Genomic DNA, 14849 nt, shown 5'->3' on the forward strand with positions numbered 1-14849 from the left:
GCTCCGGCGGGCAAGTCATTGGTGAGTTTATTGGCAGGCTTCACATTCTTCACCATTCATCATGGCTTCGAGGGAGCATGCTTGGACTTCCGCAGCGGTGTATTGCTTTTTCGGAGCGGCGGCGGCAGCGGCACCTGCGGCGGCGACACCACGGGTTTGCTTTTTCACGTCGATAGTGGATTTCTCGATGTTCGATGCGCCGAGTGTGCGGAGGTAGTAGGTGGTCTTGAGACCAGTGGACCATGCGCGGCGGTACATGTGTGAGAGTGTCTTGATGTCTGGAGTCGCGAGGAAGAGGTTGACCGACTGAGATTGGTCGATCCACTTCTGGCGGCGCGCAGCGGCATCGATGACAGCCTGGTAAGGCACGCCGAAGACGGTGCGGTGCTTCTGCTTGATGTGATCAGGGATCTCAGCGATTTCGTCGAGCTCGCCATCGAAGTACTTGAGCTGGTCGAGCATTTCGCGGTTCCAGAGACCTTCCTTCTTCAGATCATTGACGAGCTGGCGGTTGAGCACGAGGAAGTCACCTGAGAGGTTCGACTTCACGAAGAGGTTCTTGTAGTTCGGCTCGATACATGGGGTGGTGCCCATGATGTTAGAGATGGTGGCAGTCGGCGCGATAGCGAGCACGTTCGAGTTGCGCATGCCATTTTTAGCGATTTTTTCACGCACGGGTGTCCAGTCCATCTTGTTGCCGCGAGGCACGTCCACTTTCACGCCGCGCTCATCTTCGAGCAGGTCAACAGTGTCCTGTGGCATGAGGCCGCGGTCCCACTTAGAGCCTTTGTAGGTAGAGTAGGTGCCGCGCTCTGCTGCGATGTCGCTGGATGCGGAGTACGCGTAGTAAGCGATGGCTTCCATGAACTCGTCATTGAACTCGACTGCAGCATCTGAGGCGAAGGCGAGGTTCTTCTTATAGAGTGCATTTTGCAGACCCATGACACCCATGCCGATAGGACGGTGACGGGAGTTTGCGGTCTTGGCAGCTTCTGTTGGGTAGAAGTTGATGTCGATGACGTTGTCAAGCGCACGGATACCGACGGTGATGGTCTCCTTGAGCATTTCGTGATCGAGTGAGCCGTCTTCGCGGATGTGGTTATCGAGCACCACGGAGCCGAGGTTACACACTGCAGTTTCTTCGTCAGAAGTGTTGAGCGTGATTTCGGTACAGAGGTTTGAGGAGTGGATGACGCCTGCGTGATCCTGTGGGGAACGGAGGTTACATGGGTCCTTGAAGGTGATCCATGGGTGGCCAGTTTCGAAGATCATCTTGAGCATCTTCTTCCACATTTCGATGGCTGGCATTTTCTGTCCCCAGATCTTTCCTTCTTCCGCCATTTTTTCGTATTCCACATAGCGCTGCTCGAAGGCCTTGCCGTAGAGGTCGTGGAGGTCAGGTGCGTCATTCGAACGGAAGAGTGTCCAGTCCTGGCGCGCTTCCATGCGCTTCATGAAGAGATCCGGAATCCAGTTCGCGGTGTTCATGTCGTGACAGCGGCGACGCTCGTCACCAGTGTTTTTACGCAGCTCGAGGAAGTCTTCCATGTCATTGTGCCATGTCTCGAGGTAGGCACAGCCGGAACCGCGACGCTTACCGCCCTGGTTCACCGCGACGAGCTGGTCATTGTGCAGCTTAAGGAATGGGATGACGCCCTGGGACTCACCATTGGTGCCCTGGATGTATCCACCGGTACCGCGCACAGCTGTCCATGAACCACCAAGGCCGCCCGCCCACTTAGAGAGGTAGGCATTGTCTGCGATACCACGCTGCATGATGGACTCGATGGAGTCGTCGACCTTGTAGAGGTAGCAGGAGGAAAGCTGGCTGTGGAGTGTGCCAGAGTTAAATAGTGTCGGGGTGGAGGAACAGAAGCGGCGGCCTTTGTAGAGGTTGTACAGACGCACACACCAGTCTTGCTTGTTCTCACCGTCTTCCTTGAAGAGGCCCATGGAAACACGCATCCAGAAGAACTGTGGCACTTCGAGACGGCGTTGCTTAGAGCCAGTCTTGTCGATCACGAGATAGCGATCGTAAAGGGTCTGAATACCGAGGAAGTCGAAATCGAGATCGGCGGTCGGGTCGAGTGCTTCGGCAATTTTATCAAGGTCATAGCGCCCATCGATCAGCTCAGGGCTATAGCGCTTAATCTCGACACCGTGCTTGAGATTTTTCTTAAAGGCTTCGACGTGTGCCGCCTTGAGACCTTCAATCCCGTCATCGAGGATATTCCAGTCGAGCACTTCTTCATAAATGTAGGAAAGTAGGATGCGCCCCGCGAAGAGTGAGAAGTCTGCATCTTGCTCGATCAACGTCTTGGCATTAAGAATGATGGTTTTCTGCAGACCTTCGGAAGTGATTTCTGTACCAATGGAACGGCGAAGTTCTCGCTCGATGTCTGCTTCGGAAAGACACAGATCGAGACCGATGGAAGCAAACTGGATGCGTCGTTTAAGCTCCGTGCCATCCCAGAAAACAGAAGAACCATCCTCGGTAGTAACAACCACCATAGAATCTTGCTGCGGATCTTCCACTGGCAATGCCTCTTCCTGCACACGATTCGCTGCGCGCTCAGCACGATAGAGAACGTAGTGAGCCGCAATCTTAAAGTGGCCTTGACGCATCAACTCTTCTTGGACGATGTCCTGAACGTCTTCGATGTGGATAAATGCTTTTTCTTCCTTACGTACGCGCTCAGTAACCGCATGAGCGACGGAGGAAGCTGGCGCTGGATCTTCCTTCATGGTGAGGAAGGCCTGACGCACTGCATTCTCAATTTTAGTCTCAGACCAAGGCACCACATTGCCATTGCGACGAATGAGACGCACCGTGAAGGGCTCATTGGACATCCCAGACATCTCGATCGAACCTTTATCGGCAAGGGAACGGTTAAACACGAGCGACTTCGCCACGTCATGCGCATCATTTTCAATCAGCGCTTTTTCGATGAGGAGGAACAGGTCGGTCTTGGTGAGCTTGAGCTGGCCGCCATCGGTCACCTGCTCAATGAGTGACTCTGCCACGTTGTGTGCGACATTAGAAACGAAGTGACGGTTCTCTTCATTGAAAATGTGATCTTCTTCAGCCTGACGCGCGAGCAAGAGATCAGTCAATGCACCACCGATGGTGTCTGCTACATCTTCGAGCGAAAGCTCGGATTCCATCGCGCCGTTAACCACAATCACTTGTGGAACGCTTTTATTAGTAGAAAGCTGTTCGCGCCATGCGAAATCAGGCTTTTCAGAACGCGGGCGGGTCACGACGTTTTTCAACGCGACATCTTCTTCGAGTGTTAGGTTGCGGTACATGGGTAGGGCTGCGTGGGTTATTTTTGGTTAGAGAAAGTGGTTTGGTGCTCCGATCCGCCGTGTTAGGAAAAAGGAGAAAGGATAAAGAAAGACAGGGAGTTTCAGTGTTCAGTTTTCAGACTACTGAGCTTGATTAAACTCATAGAATCTTAATCGTTAGAATTATTTAGTCTTTTGGAGTTTTTGAATCAGACCTTGAAGCATCGCTAGAATTTCCTTGGTCTCTTGGATATAAATTGGGGTTTCTCGGAGGTTATTCGCTCCAGTTTCCTGAGCTACTTTCTGGTTGATATAAAGTTGTGTTCTTAATTCCGCACATGAGCCTTTGCTAATTCTAAGAAATCGAATGAAATTGTTTGTTGAATCTCGTTCTGCGCCTTCAGCGATATTCGAGGGGATGGAAATAGCGGATCTAGATATCTGGTCTCTTAATGCGTAGTTTGTGTGATTATGAATGGCGATATTGATGTCAGCGGCGAGCTTTGCAGAGCGTTTCCAAACTTCTAAATCTTCGAATGTGTGAAGCATGGGAGACTTTAAGTTTTCAGCTTACTGGTTGTTTGGTTTCATCATTCTGGTCTGAACTCTGAAAACTGAACTCTAACAAACTCGCTTTAGGCTTCGCCTAAAGCTCGTCATCATCGATCTCTCCGAGCGCCGACGCTTTTTGGTATTCAGTAACTCGGCCTTCGAAGAAATTTTGTTCCTTCTTGATGTCCATCATTTCGGCGAGCCATGGAAATGGGTTGCCGGTACCACCTTCGACTAGTGGCTCAAGACCACACGAAGTGAGACGACGGTCAGCAATAAAGTCGATGTATTGTTCGAACTCAGCCATGTTGAGACCGACAGCGGCTACTGGGAGACAGTCGCGGATAAATGCTTTTTCGAGGCGAATGCCTTCGGCCATTGTCGCACGGAGGTCCTCACGAAATTCATCTGTCCAGATCTCAGGATTCTCGTCGATCAGATCCATCAAGAGGTTGCGAAGAAGTTCGATGTGGTTCGACTCATCGCGCAAGGTGTAACGAAACATCTGGCCAATACCTGGGAATTTATTCTGGCGGTAGAGACTGAGGATCATACCGAAGAGTCCATAGAACTGCGTACCTTCCATCACTTGCCCAAACATGAAAATGTTACGTGCGAGCGCCTGTTTGTTCTCAAGCTTAGACATGTCCATGTCGCGGCGTAGGCCCCGACTGTTACTCACTACGAAATTTGTCTTATCCTTGATCGTTGGAATGTCTTCGAGCATCGCCTCACATTCGTGCGGATTGATACCGAGTGATGAAACCATGTAAACCAAGGAGTCAGCGTGGATGTTTTCTTCGTGCCCATGACGGCGGAAAACGAGATTGAGCTCAGGCGCGGAAACGAGCTCACGGATCACGTGAATCACATTGTCACCAACAATGCCTTCAGCAGCGGAAAAGTAACCAATACCCATCTTGATGATCCAGCGCTCAACGTCTGTGACCTCTGAGCTACGCCACTGCTCGACATCCTTCTGCATAGTGATGTCTTCTGGTTCCCAGTGATTGGCGCGCATGTTCTTGTAAATTTCATACGCCCACTCGTACTTGAGTGGAGCTAGGCCGAAACCTTTCGGAGTAGTGCCGTTAATCACACGCTTACTGGCAAGAATTTGCTCAGCAGCATCGGAATCGAGAGTAATCTTGGCGTCGCCTAATTGTGTGGTGGTCATTTGAAAGTGAGAAGTTGGGAGTGTGAAGTGCTTTGCTTGATGAAACTGAGGAGTAATCTGTGTAATTGCTTTATGCTAAACTTCGCAATCGACACTTATCACTCCCCGCTGGGGCTTAAAGATCGTCGTCGTCGAAGTCTGAAGTGGATTGGGTGGTGGCTGAGGAGTGGCCCGCGTGGACCTCGTTCGGGAAAAATACTTCATCGAGCCATGGCAAGGGAGAACCAGCAGATGCTGGACCAAGACCGCAAGCCGCTAAGCGACGTGCCGCGACGTGATCAATATAGTTGCTGAGCGTGGCGCCATCGAGCCCAACGCTTGCTGCGCCAGGGAGAGTCGCGATGAATGCTTTTTCAAGCGCTACCGCTTCGTCCATCACCGCCGCCAGTTCGTCATCGAACTCAGACGTGCGGATATCTGGATTTTCCTGACAAAGCTCCGCAAAAAGCTTACGGAAGAGCTCACAGCGGAAACCGGCATCGCGCAATAGCTTGGAGAAAATTTCAGTCACACCCACGAGCTTACCAGTGCGACCCATTTCCAACACCACGCTATAGAGGCTGTAGAGCTGCAGACCTTCCATACACTGACTAAAGAAGAAGGTATTTTTGGCGAAAGCCTGCTTATTTGCCAAAGTAGTCATATCGACATCGCGATCAAACTCGACGAGATGCTTATCAGTCAGCGCCTTCATTTGCGAGGCTACCTCTGCAAACTTGCTGGTGCAAGTGACAGGATTGAGACCTAGTGAACTAAAAATGTGCACCAACACATCCTGTTGAGTATTCTGCTCGTGAACGTAGCGACCAAAAACGAGCTTGAGCTCAGGAGCTGTAACAATATCGCGGATTGCGTAGATTTCTTCAGCACCAGTGATTTCACCAGATGTCGCTTGGTACCCCATTAGCAACTCGACGGCCTGCTGGAGGTCCTCAGGAAGTGAGGCCCACTGTGCTGCATCTGCACGGAGCGCTACATCTTCAGGTTCCCAATGGTTGTTTTTCATCTCACGGTAAAGCTCGTATGCCCACTGATACTTCAGTGGGAGGATGTTGAAAAACATCGTGTCACGGCCATTGATAACCTTCTTTGCCGCGTACGCTTCCTGAGCCTTTGCTTCGTCGATTTCAAAAGTGCGATCGCCTAGAGTTACTGTGGTTGTGGACATTGGATAGTGAGCGAAAAATGAATAAATAATAGAAAGCTTGGAAGTAGCTTCACACTCGCTTTGAGTGCTCGTCTGTGTCGTTCAGACACGTTGGCGAATATGCACAAAACCACCCACCTAGGTCAACGCCATTCTCACCCCTAGTTCTTCTATGTGGTATACACAAATTATTCACAATACCATATGTTGTGGATTGAATGGAATTCATCCATTCGCTTAATTACCACAAATTATCGCCAACCCTTGAAGTTTCTAGGATTAAGAAGGATTTCACAGGAGTGACGAAATTGTCTCAGTAGTCACCACTTGGGCCTCAAAAAAAATCGAATTGTTAGAGAGGAAAAATCAGCCTCAAAAATTTTAAAAAAGTCCTATCCACAGAGGCAAAAGTATGCCGCTAACAGCTATATTCCGCAATTTTCTGGGAGTAAAATTTTACCCAGCTGGCTTCTTCCCTGACTACCTACGCACTCCGCGGAAACGGCTCTCTTTGGGGTCACGCTCATCGTAGGTAGAATCATCTTTATAACCTAAGACACCGTGACGCTTGAGATTTTTAATGAACACCTTGGTATCCGTACTCACCTCTTCATCCGAAACTAAAGTACCCAGCAAACCCTCGCCGTCACTCAACCCATTGAGCGTTTGATCCGCTGAATCAGCGAATCGGCTTATCTTCTGCGCTGCTGTACGAAACTCAGTGAGCGTCGCCGGCAATTCATCAATTGCTGGTCCGAGATGCTTCACTTCCACTCTCACAGCTTCAAAAGTCTGCTCAGCCGATTCCGCCGCCCCTTTAACTGATGCGATCGCACTCTCAATTTCCTCAACCGAGGGTTCTAAACCTGCTCCTACATTCTTAAAGCTTTCCGTCGCTGACTCGATGTTAGCAATCGAGTTTTTTAGAGCGTCCAAGTTTTCATCCCCTAAAACCCCTTGATTCACTTTCTCTAAAGTCTCGCCAAGTCGCCCAGAAACCGTACGGATATCATCAAGCGCAGAGTCAAATTTAAGTAAAGACGTACGCGCATCTTTCATCAACTTCCGCGCATCTCGAGCAACCGATTCCGCATCTGATTGCAACGCATCAAGACCACCAGCTCCTCCACCTTTCACCATATCTCCATCCGCTAAAGTCGCCTTCTCATTACGCACTTCTGGAGGACGTACCACAATAATCTTATCACCTAACAAAGAAATCGATTCGACCAAAAACTGGGAACCTTCATAAATTTTCACTCGATCATCCAAGCTGAGCTTCACCATCACCGTCAAATCATCAGTCAGCTCTGGCGATGTTAACACGTGTCCAATTTTCGCCCCACCCATACGCACCTCACTCCCCTTGATCAAACCAGAGGCATCCTTGAATTCTACATTAACGTAATAACTATCCCCCTTGGTTTCACCCAAGCGTCCAAACTGCACAATCAGCGCACCAAGCGTAAGTAAACCCACAAGCACAAAAAGGCCGACGAGAGTTTCTGGGCGTTTTTCTTTGAGCGACATAATTATATTTTTGCTGAGTTTCTATGAGAAGCAAGTACAGACTCCCTCACTCATCCCACTCCTCACCCGATCTACCGTGAATGAAATTACTCAACTCAGGATCTTCACTAGCCTTTAACTCCTCAGGAGCTCCCACCCAATACACCTGCCCTTCCTTCAAAAACATGACCCTATCCGCTATCCGAAACACCGAGCGCATTTCATGCGTCACGATTACATTCGTCATCCCATGATCGCTCTGTAAATCTTTCACTAAATGGTCAATCGTATCCGCTGTAATTGGATCCAAACCCGCATGTGGTTCATCAAACAACACACAAGCTGGCCGATCCACAATCGCCCTCGCCAGAGCTACCCTCTTCCGCATGCCGCCTGATAAGTCTGAGGGCATTTTAGCCTCTTGATTAGGCAACCTCACAATCTCTAAAGATTCAGAAACCAGCTCCTGAATCTTCGCTTCATCCTTCTCTCCTCCCATGCGCAGTGGAAATGCAATATTCTGCCCCACCGTCATCGAGTCAAACAACGCTCCATTTTGAAACATCATCCCCATCTTGCGCCGCACCTTTCCCAGCCGACGCTCCGACATCTTTGATATATTCTCACCTTCCACAATCACCTCGCCAGAATCAGGAGAGAGAAGCCCAATGAAATGCTTCATCAACACCGATTTCCCCCCACCAGAACCTCCTAACAAAACAAGCGTCTCACCTTTGTACACTTTTGCAGAAACGCCCTTGAGCACGTGCTGCGCCCCAAAACTCTTATGTAAATTCCGAACTTCTACAAAAATCTCTTTATCTGCGGGCACAAACAAACGCTAACCACTCCTCCTGCATTTGTAAAAAAAGAAAAAGCCTAACAGCAAGCCAATGTCGCTGTTAGGCTTCTGAAATCGTCTCTCAGCGCTATTTACTGCACGTAGGCCAACGATGCAGCGACCTTATCAATCTGTGTATCTTGCGCCGCAAGCTCACCGATCGTGTCCCATTTCGCATTGATCAACGCTTCACGCGCGCCATCTGGCATATCCATAGCAAATACAGTATCGCCAAAAGTCACCGTCTTCGCTTCCAAATCCACTTTAACCTCTTGGCTAGAATTTGCTGCGACAAGAGCAAAAAGCTTTTCGTTATCTTCGATCGACAAGGACACACAAGGCATCCCGAGATTCGTCGAATTCCCAAAGAAAATTTCTGCGAAAGAAACACCGACAATCGCACGGAAACCTGAGCGACGAATCGACTGCGGGGCGTGCTCGCGCGAAGAACCACAACCAAAGTTCGGTCCAACTACCATCACCGAAGCGCCCTTGTACTCAGGCGCATCAATCGGATGATTCTTGCTAGAGCCATCTTCTTCGAAGCGCTCATCGTAAAACATTCCTTCAGCCAGATCATCGAAGGTCACACACTTGAGGAAACGCGCAGGAATAATGCGGTCAGTATCCACATCTGCACCCGGCACAGGAACTGCCGTGCCCACCACTGATTTGATTGCTTCGATTGCCATAACTGCAGCGACCATTCCCCATACTCGCCAGAAAATCAAGCCCACATAAGATCGAACACTTAAATCTTAAATCTGAGGAACAGCCTCTAAAAAGTCGAGGCCTTCAGGGGAGAACCTGAAGACCTCTAGTACAATTCACTCTGCCGAAACAGAGCTTCCTGCGGTTTGGCAAGGACATCCATGCCTCAGGAAAAAGCCTTTGTCTACTAGATTCCTAGAATCTGCATCCCCAGCGTGATCACAATCGGCATCGTGATAAAGCACACAACCGTCGTCGCCACCACAGCTTGAACTGCCACCTCTGGTTTTCCACCGTAATGTTTTGCTAGGACAATCGGGAACATCGCTGATGGCATCGCCGCTTGAATCACAACCACCTGCTTGAGCACTGTCGGAATGGGTAAAAAATACGCAGCAGCAATCATCAAAGCTGGCAATATCATCAACCGCACCAGCACCGAGCCAATCGCCACATTCCATGCAAACCGTTCTTTCCGTAAAAGCTCCACCAAACCCGCTCCGATCACAATTAAAGCAATCGGAATCGCCGGCGCGCCCAGCATCTCAAGCGACTTCATCGGAGCTCCCACAAACAAAAAGTCGAGCCCCACAAAATTTATCAATAATCCCGCAATCACTGCCAACACCGGCGGCTTCAGCACCAAGTTCCACGAAAACTTCTTATCCCCACTCATCAACGCTACACCCACAGTCCACATCGCCAGCTCCACCCCCACGTTATGCGTAAACAAAACCCCTAACAAGCCCTCACCCGGAAACATCGTCAACAACAGAGGGATTCCCATGTATCCATAATTCTGAATCCCATTACACACTCCAAAAGTCCGCTTGCCATTGCCGCGCGACAATCCGAACACGCCCGCAAGAAAATAGGCGAGCGGTAAACTCACTAACAAACTCACACAGCCAAAGCCCGCAAACATCCCCACCTCACCAATGTCCTTCAGCGACTCATTCCCTATAATATTCGCCAAGGTCAAGGCCGGCATCAGCACCTGCACCACCATCTGCATCATCCCCTGCTCCACCTCCGCTCGCAGGATATTAAACTTCCGTAAAAGCGCTCCCACGCCAATCGTCACTAGGACAGGAACTAAAGCTTCAAGTACGATCAGAGATTGGCTCACACCCCGAACCTATCTCACACCAATCAGATGACAAGGAGGATGCCTCCATTCATGGATTAATTTTGAACTAAAAAATGCAAATGGAGCACTCACTCTCTCCTGCCTCAATGTTCAATTCCTCCACTACCCCCCGCTTCTTCGAACCATTTGACCGATTATAGCTGCAAACCACTCAAGCCCACCTAACAAATCACCTCCGTTTTTAGTTAAGATCACTTAACCAAAAGCAACTTTCATCCAAGGACTTAGCAATAGACGAAAAAACCACCGGAAAGTAACAAACAATTTCTTGCCAAATCCGTCACCCACTGTTAACACCCGCGCGCTTCATCTCACGCCGCCGCAAAACAACGAGAGACTCAGACGAAGCTATCCCCAAGCGGCGGGGTTTCTCAAACACAGAGCTCCCCTGATTCAAGGGCAGACACCCAATATTATGGTAAACGAACTTATCCAAGAAATGGTAGACGCTGGCGTTCATTACGGACACCAGACCCGCAAGTGGAATCCTAAGATGAAACCTTTCCTCATGAAGGACAAAGGCGGCATCTACATCATCGACCTCGAGAAAACTGTTCAAAATCTCGACAAGGCTTCTGACTTCCTCACTGACCTCGCTGGCAAAAGCAAGAAGATCCTCTTCGTAGGTTGTAAGCGCCAAGCTCAAGAAGCAGTGAAAGAAGCAGCTGAAGCAGCTGGTCAATACTACGTCAACCACCGTTGGTTGGGTGGCACACTCACTAACCTTACCACTATCCGCCGTTCTGTAGAGCGTCTCAAGTACCTCGAAGACATCGAAAAACAGCCTGAATTCAAGGCAATGTCTAAGAAAGAACTCGCAGCTCTCGCACGTGAGCGTGGCAAACTTTTCCGCAACCTCTGCGGTATCCGCGACATGGAGAAACTTCCTGACGCTATCGTTATCGTCGACTCCGCACGCGAAACAATCGCAGTTGCAGAAGCTCGTCGTCTTAACATCCCAGTGATCGCTATCGTTGACTCCAACGCAGATCCATCCGTTGTTGACTACCCAATCCCAGGTAACGACGACGCTATCCGCTCTATCCGTATTCTCCTCCAAAACCTCGTCGATTCCATCGTCGTAGGTACAAAAGGCTAATACGTCACAGAGACACACTTTCACTGCGGGGCTCAAATCCCGCAGTATTTCTATCCAATCTCATTTTATAGAATTTAAAGATCATGGCTATTACAGCATCCGCAGTTCAAGAACTCCGTAAGCTCACATCCGCTGGGATGATGGCTTGTAAAAAAGCACTCACAGAAACAGACGGCGACTTCGAAGCAGCAGCTAAGCTCCTCCGTGAAAAAGGTGAAGCTAAGCGCTCAGACCGTTCAGATCGTGAAACTTCTGAAGGCATCGTCGCTGCATACGTTTCTTCCTGTGCAAAAACTGGCGTTCTCGCAGAAATCAACTGTGAGACTGACTTCGTCGCTAAAAACGAAGCATTCCAAGCATTCGTTGGTGAAATCGTTGAAACTATCGCTAACAGCGATGCTGCAGACGTTGACTCCGCCCTCCAAGTTTCCTTCGGCGAAGGTACAGTAGAAAATGCACTCGGTGCTAAGTTCACTGAACTCGGCGAAGTGATCAAGATTTCCCGCCTCACACGTTTCGCAGTAGACGCAGGTGCAGCAGCATCCTACATCCACATGGGTGGCAAGGTTGGTGTACTCATCGAAGTAGCTACTGAGAAGCCTGAAACTACAGCAGACGCTTCCTTCCAAGAACTCGTGAAAGATATCACTCTTCACGTTGCTGCAGCTAATCCTGCTGGCCTCACTCGCGAAGACATCGACGCATCTTCTGTTGAAGAAGAAAACGAGATCAACCGCAAGCAGCTTATCGCTGAAGGCAAGCCTGAGCAGATCATCGACCGTATCCTCGAAGGCAAGATCAACAAGTTCTTCGGTGAGCAAGTTCTCCTCGAGCAATCCTTCGTTAAAGATCCTGACATCTCCATCACTCAGCTTCTCGAAGCTAAGAGCAAGGAGCTCGGCGACACACTCAAGCTTGTACGTTACGAACGCTTCAGCGTTGGTGCGTAATTAAGCGACCACCTTTAAAAGCCCCGTTCCACCACGAGCGGGGCTTTTTACTTCTCAAGGGCACAATCACCAGACACACTCTCAAGCACTATGATGGCGAAAAAAACTATCTCGATCTGCATCCTCCTTTTCCTTTTCTCTCTCATCGCAATGGCGGGCATCTATGTATTCAAAGTGCTCGACATGATGAGCCTAGTCTAAGTCTCACACTTTGACAAAATTCCTTCAAACTCCGGCGCGGACATCCGTAGCCGGAATTTTTGTTTCATACGCGCAGATAAAGTTTGATAGGCCGTCGAGCCGTTCTACGTATTTAAGCTCCGAGCACGTCTTAGCTCCCACTCCTATGAAATATTTCCTCAGCGCACTCATCCTCATGGTCGCCCCCATCCTTGCGGATAGCCTCCCCATCATCCCTAAGCCTGTTCAGGTTGAAAGGAACGAAGGGTCATACCAGCTTCAGGAAAACCTCGCCATCCGTTACCAAAGCGAGCTAAAAAGAGAGGCCGAAATACTCGCTCATGGCATCGAGAATACCACTGGCATCAAAGCCAAACTCGTCGACTCCAAACTCCGTATCGCTCTCCAACGCCCGATCGAACTTAAGCTCCTGGCGCATGGCGACACACAAGAAGCGTACAACCTTCAAGTCAAACCCTCTGGCATCCGGATCACAGGCTCCGACTCCGCAGGTGCCTTCTACGGTATTCAGTCACTTCTCCAGCTCATCCCTTTGGATGGAACAAAAACTATCCCAGCCTGCTCCATTCACGACAGTCCACGCTTTCGCTGGCGCGGTATGCATCTCGATGTCGCCCACCACATGTTTCCCGCCAAGGATATCAAAAAATGGATAGACTGGCTCGCCTTCCACAAAATTAATACATTCCATTGGCATCTAACCGATGACCAAGGCTGGCGCATCGAAATCAAACAATTTCCAAAACTCACTGAAGTCGGTGCCTACCGTAACTCTACCCCCCCTTATCTCGACCGATGGGGCTCCGACAACACGCGCTACGGTGGCTTTTACACTCAAAAAGAAATCAAAGAAATTGTCGCCTACGCCGCAGATCGTCACATCACAGTCATTCCGGAAATCTCCATGCCCAGCCACGTCGCAGCAGCCTTGGCTGCCTACCCAGAGCTCGGCAACAAAGACATCAAAGATTACTCACCAAAGGTCCATACCGTATGGAGCGACTCACACGATGGACTTTCCCCCACAGAACCAACCTTCCAATGGATAGACAAACTTATCGGCGAAGTCTGCACCCTCTTCCCCTCACCCTACATTCACATCGGCGGCTATGACTCCCCCATCACCCAATGGAAAAAATCTAAACAAGCCCAATCCGTCATCAAACGTGAAGGGCTGCAAAACGAAAAAGAGCTACAAACCTACTTCTTTAACCGTGTCAGCGAAATACTCAGCAAGCACCAGCGCAAACTCATCGGTGGAGACGCTCTCACCGACGGACAAATCCCAGCGAACGCCACCATCATGCTCTCGCGCAACTCTACTCAAGCAAGCAACACTCTTGAAATGGGCCATGACCTCATTCTTGCTTCCAGTGCACACACTAACTTCGATCACTACCAAAACGATCCCGCCATCGAGCTAAGCAAAGGCTCTTCATACGAATGCGTAGGCGGTTACCGCCCTCTCGCCAGCGTGTATAACTTCAACCCCATTCCCGAGCCATTCCGCGGCTCCGAAAAAACCAAACACATCCTCGGCTGCCAAGCCCAACTATGGACTCAATACATGAAAACTTGGGACAAGGTAGAATACCAAACATTCCCTAGAATCGCAGCCTTCTCCGAAGTCGTCTGGTCACCACAAACCACGCGCAACTACCCGGACTTCCTCAAGCGTCTCAAACCCACCCTCGCGCGCTACGCCAAATCTGGCATCAACTACTTCGACCCCTTCAACCCTGGCACCCTCAAAACCCGCAAAGGCGCCACAGTCGAAACCAATCTCCCCTACCACAGAGATATCCCCGAATACGCCATCATCGGCAACAATCGATTCGCATTCCAATCAAAACGCCCCGCCAAAAAAGGCGACCACTTCACCGTACACCTCAAACAAACCACCAAAGGCCCAATCACTGTCACCACCGGCGGTAAAGGCAGAAAATCCGGTAGTGCACTAGCTTCCGGCACTCTCGAAGTCTCATCCGACTCTCAAAACTGGACCCAAATTGCCCAGTTCGAAAATGGCAAAGCCACCGGCGAAGCACCAGACGGTACCAAGCACATCAAAATCACAGTCACCGCTGACCAAAAGAAATGGCTCACCATCGAAGAGATCCATTTCCAATAACATTAGGTAATGCCGGAATCGCCGAGCTACCTCATTCTCGTCTCATCGTACTGCGACTCAACACCCAACATTAAAAATTTAGCAGTTGGCCGC

The 14849-nt window shown here is 49.9% G+C and carries 11 protein-coding genes; 3 read left to right on the plus strand and 8 right to left on the minus strand.

Features of this window, described 5'->3' with window-relative positions:
* Nucleotides 1-27 precede the first annotated feature (27 nt).
* The 8 genes from ACFPK9_RS07980 to ACFPK9_RS08015 all read right to left on the minus strand — a co-directional run bounded on the left by ACFPK9_RS07980 (nucleotide 28) and on the right by ACFPK9_RS08015 (nucleotide 10354).
* Entirely contained in the window at nucleotides 28-3309 is a 3282-nt protein-coding gene (locus ACFPK9_RS07980) for a ribonucleoside-diphosphate reductase subunit alpha (RefSeq protein WP_377094319.1), read from the minus strand.
* 162 nt (nucleotides 3310-3471) lie between these two features.
* Entirely contained in the window at nucleotides 3472-3837 is a 366-nt protein-coding gene (locus ACFPK9_RS07985) for a four helix bundle protein (RefSeq protein ID WP_377094320.1), read from the minus strand.
* Nucleotides 3838-3934: 97 nt separating this feature from the next.
* Complete coding sequence (locus ACFPK9_RS07990; protein WP_377094321.1) at nucleotides 3935-5017, minus strand: ribonucleotide-diphosphate reductase subunit beta; 1083 nt, start codon at nucleotides 5015-5017, stop codon at nucleotides 3935-3937.
* Between the two features lie 115 nt (nucleotides 5018-5132).
* Nucleotides 5133-6185, minus strand: coding sequence for a ribonucleotide-diphosphate reductase subunit beta (locus tag ACFPK9_RS07995; protein ID WP_377094322.1), 1053 nt, complete (start codon nucleotides 6183-6185; stop codon nucleotides 5133-5135).
* A gap of 459 nt (nucleotides 6186-6644) precedes the next feature.
* On the minus strand, nucleotides 6645-7694 hold the full coding sequence (locus tag ACFPK9_RS08000) for an MlaD family protein (protein WP_377094323.1): 1050 nt from the start codon (nucleotides 7692-7694) through the stop codon (nucleotides 6645-6647).
* Between the two features lie 46 nt (nucleotides 7695-7740).
* Complete coding sequence (locus ACFPK9_RS08005; RefSeq protein WP_377094324.1) at nucleotides 7741-8505, minus strand: ABC transporter ATP-binding protein; 765 nt, start codon at nucleotides 8503-8505, stop codon at nucleotides 7741-7743.
* Nucleotides 8506-8606: 101 nt separating this feature from the next.
* Entirely contained in the window at nucleotides 8607-9221 is a 615-nt protein-coding gene (gene leuD / locus ACFPK9_RS08010; protein ID WP_377094325.1) for a 3-isopropylmalate dehydratase small subunit, read from the minus strand.
* 191 nt (nucleotides 9222-9412) lie between these two features.
* Complete coding sequence (locus ACFPK9_RS08015; protein WP_377094326.1) at nucleotides 9413-10354, minus strand: AEC family transporter; 942 nt, start codon at nucleotides 10352-10354, stop codon at nucleotides 9413-9415.
* Nucleotides 10355-10790: 436 nt separating this feature from the next.
* Between ACFPK9_RS08015 and rpsB the strand changes: the two genes are divergently transcribed.
* The 3 genes from rpsB (at nucleotide 10791) to ACFPK9_RS08030 (ending at nucleotide 14756) form a co-directional block, all read left to right on the plus strand.
* Nucleotides 10791-11474, plus strand: coding sequence for a 30S ribosomal protein S2 (rpsB, locus tag ACFPK9_RS08020; protein ID WP_377094327.1), 684 nt, complete (start codon nucleotides 10791-10793; stop codon nucleotides 11472-11474).
* Between the two features lie 83 nt (nucleotides 11475-11557).
* On the plus strand, nucleotides 11558-12424 hold the full coding sequence (gene tsf / locus ACFPK9_RS08025; RefSeq protein ID WP_377094328.1) for a translation elongation factor Ts: 867 nt from the start codon (nucleotides 11558-11560) through the stop codon (nucleotides 12422-12424).
* 346 nt (nucleotides 12425-12770) lie between these two features.
* Nucleotides 12771-14756, plus strand: a complete 1986-nt coding sequence (locus tag ACFPK9_RS08030; protein WP_377094329.1) for a beta-N-acetylhexosaminidase — start codon at nucleotides 12771-12773, stop codon at nucleotides 14754-14756.
* Nucleotides 14757-14849: the final 93 nt, after the last annotated feature.

This window comes from Rubritalea spongiae (assembly GCF_042652385.1).
GTDB classification, from domain to species: domain Bacteria; phylum Verrucomicrobiota; class Verrucomicrobiia; order Verrucomicrobiales; family Akkermansiaceae; genus Rubritalea; species Rubritalea spongiae.

What these genes read in the sequence shown, in the direction of transcription:
- ACFPK9_RS07980 (WP_377094319.1), bottom strand. Translation starts at nt 3,309, where the DNA reads ATGTACCGCAACCTAACACTCGAAGAAGATGTCGCGTTGAAAAACGTC.
- ACFPK9_RS07985 (WP_377094320.1), bottom strand. Translation starts at nt 3,837, where the DNA reads ATGCTTCACACATTCGAAGATTTAGAAGTTTGGAAACGCTCTGCAAAG.
- ACFPK9_RS07990 (WP_377094321.1), bottom strand. Translation starts at nt 5,017, where the DNA reads ATGACCACCACACAATTAGGCGACGCCAAGATTACTCTCGATTCCGAT.
- ACFPK9_RS07995 (WP_377094322.1), bottom strand. Translation starts at nt 6,185, where the DNA reads ATGTCCACAACCACAGTAACTCTAGGCGATCGCACTTTTGAAATCGAC.
- ACFPK9_RS08000 (WP_377094323.1), bottom strand. Translation starts at nt 7,694, where the DNA reads ATGTCGCTCAAAGAAAAACGCCCAGAAACTCTCGTCGGCCTTTTTGTG.
- leuD (WP_377094325.1), bottom strand. Translation starts at nt 9,221, where the DNA reads ATGGTCGCTGCAGTTATGGCAATCGAAGCAATCAAATCAGTGGTGGGC.
- rpsB (WP_377094327.1), top strand. Translation starts at nt 10,791, where the DNA reads ATGGTAAACGAACTTATCCAAGAAATGGTAGACGCTGGCGTTCATTAC.
- tsf (WP_377094328.1), top strand. Translation starts at nt 11,558, where the DNA reads ATGGCTATTACAGCATCCGCAGTTCAAGAACTCCGTAAGCTCACATCC.
- ACFPK9_RS08030 (WP_377094329.1), top strand. Translation starts at nt 12,771, where the DNA reads ATGAAATATTTCCTCAGCGCACTCATCCTCATGGTCGCCCCCATCCTT.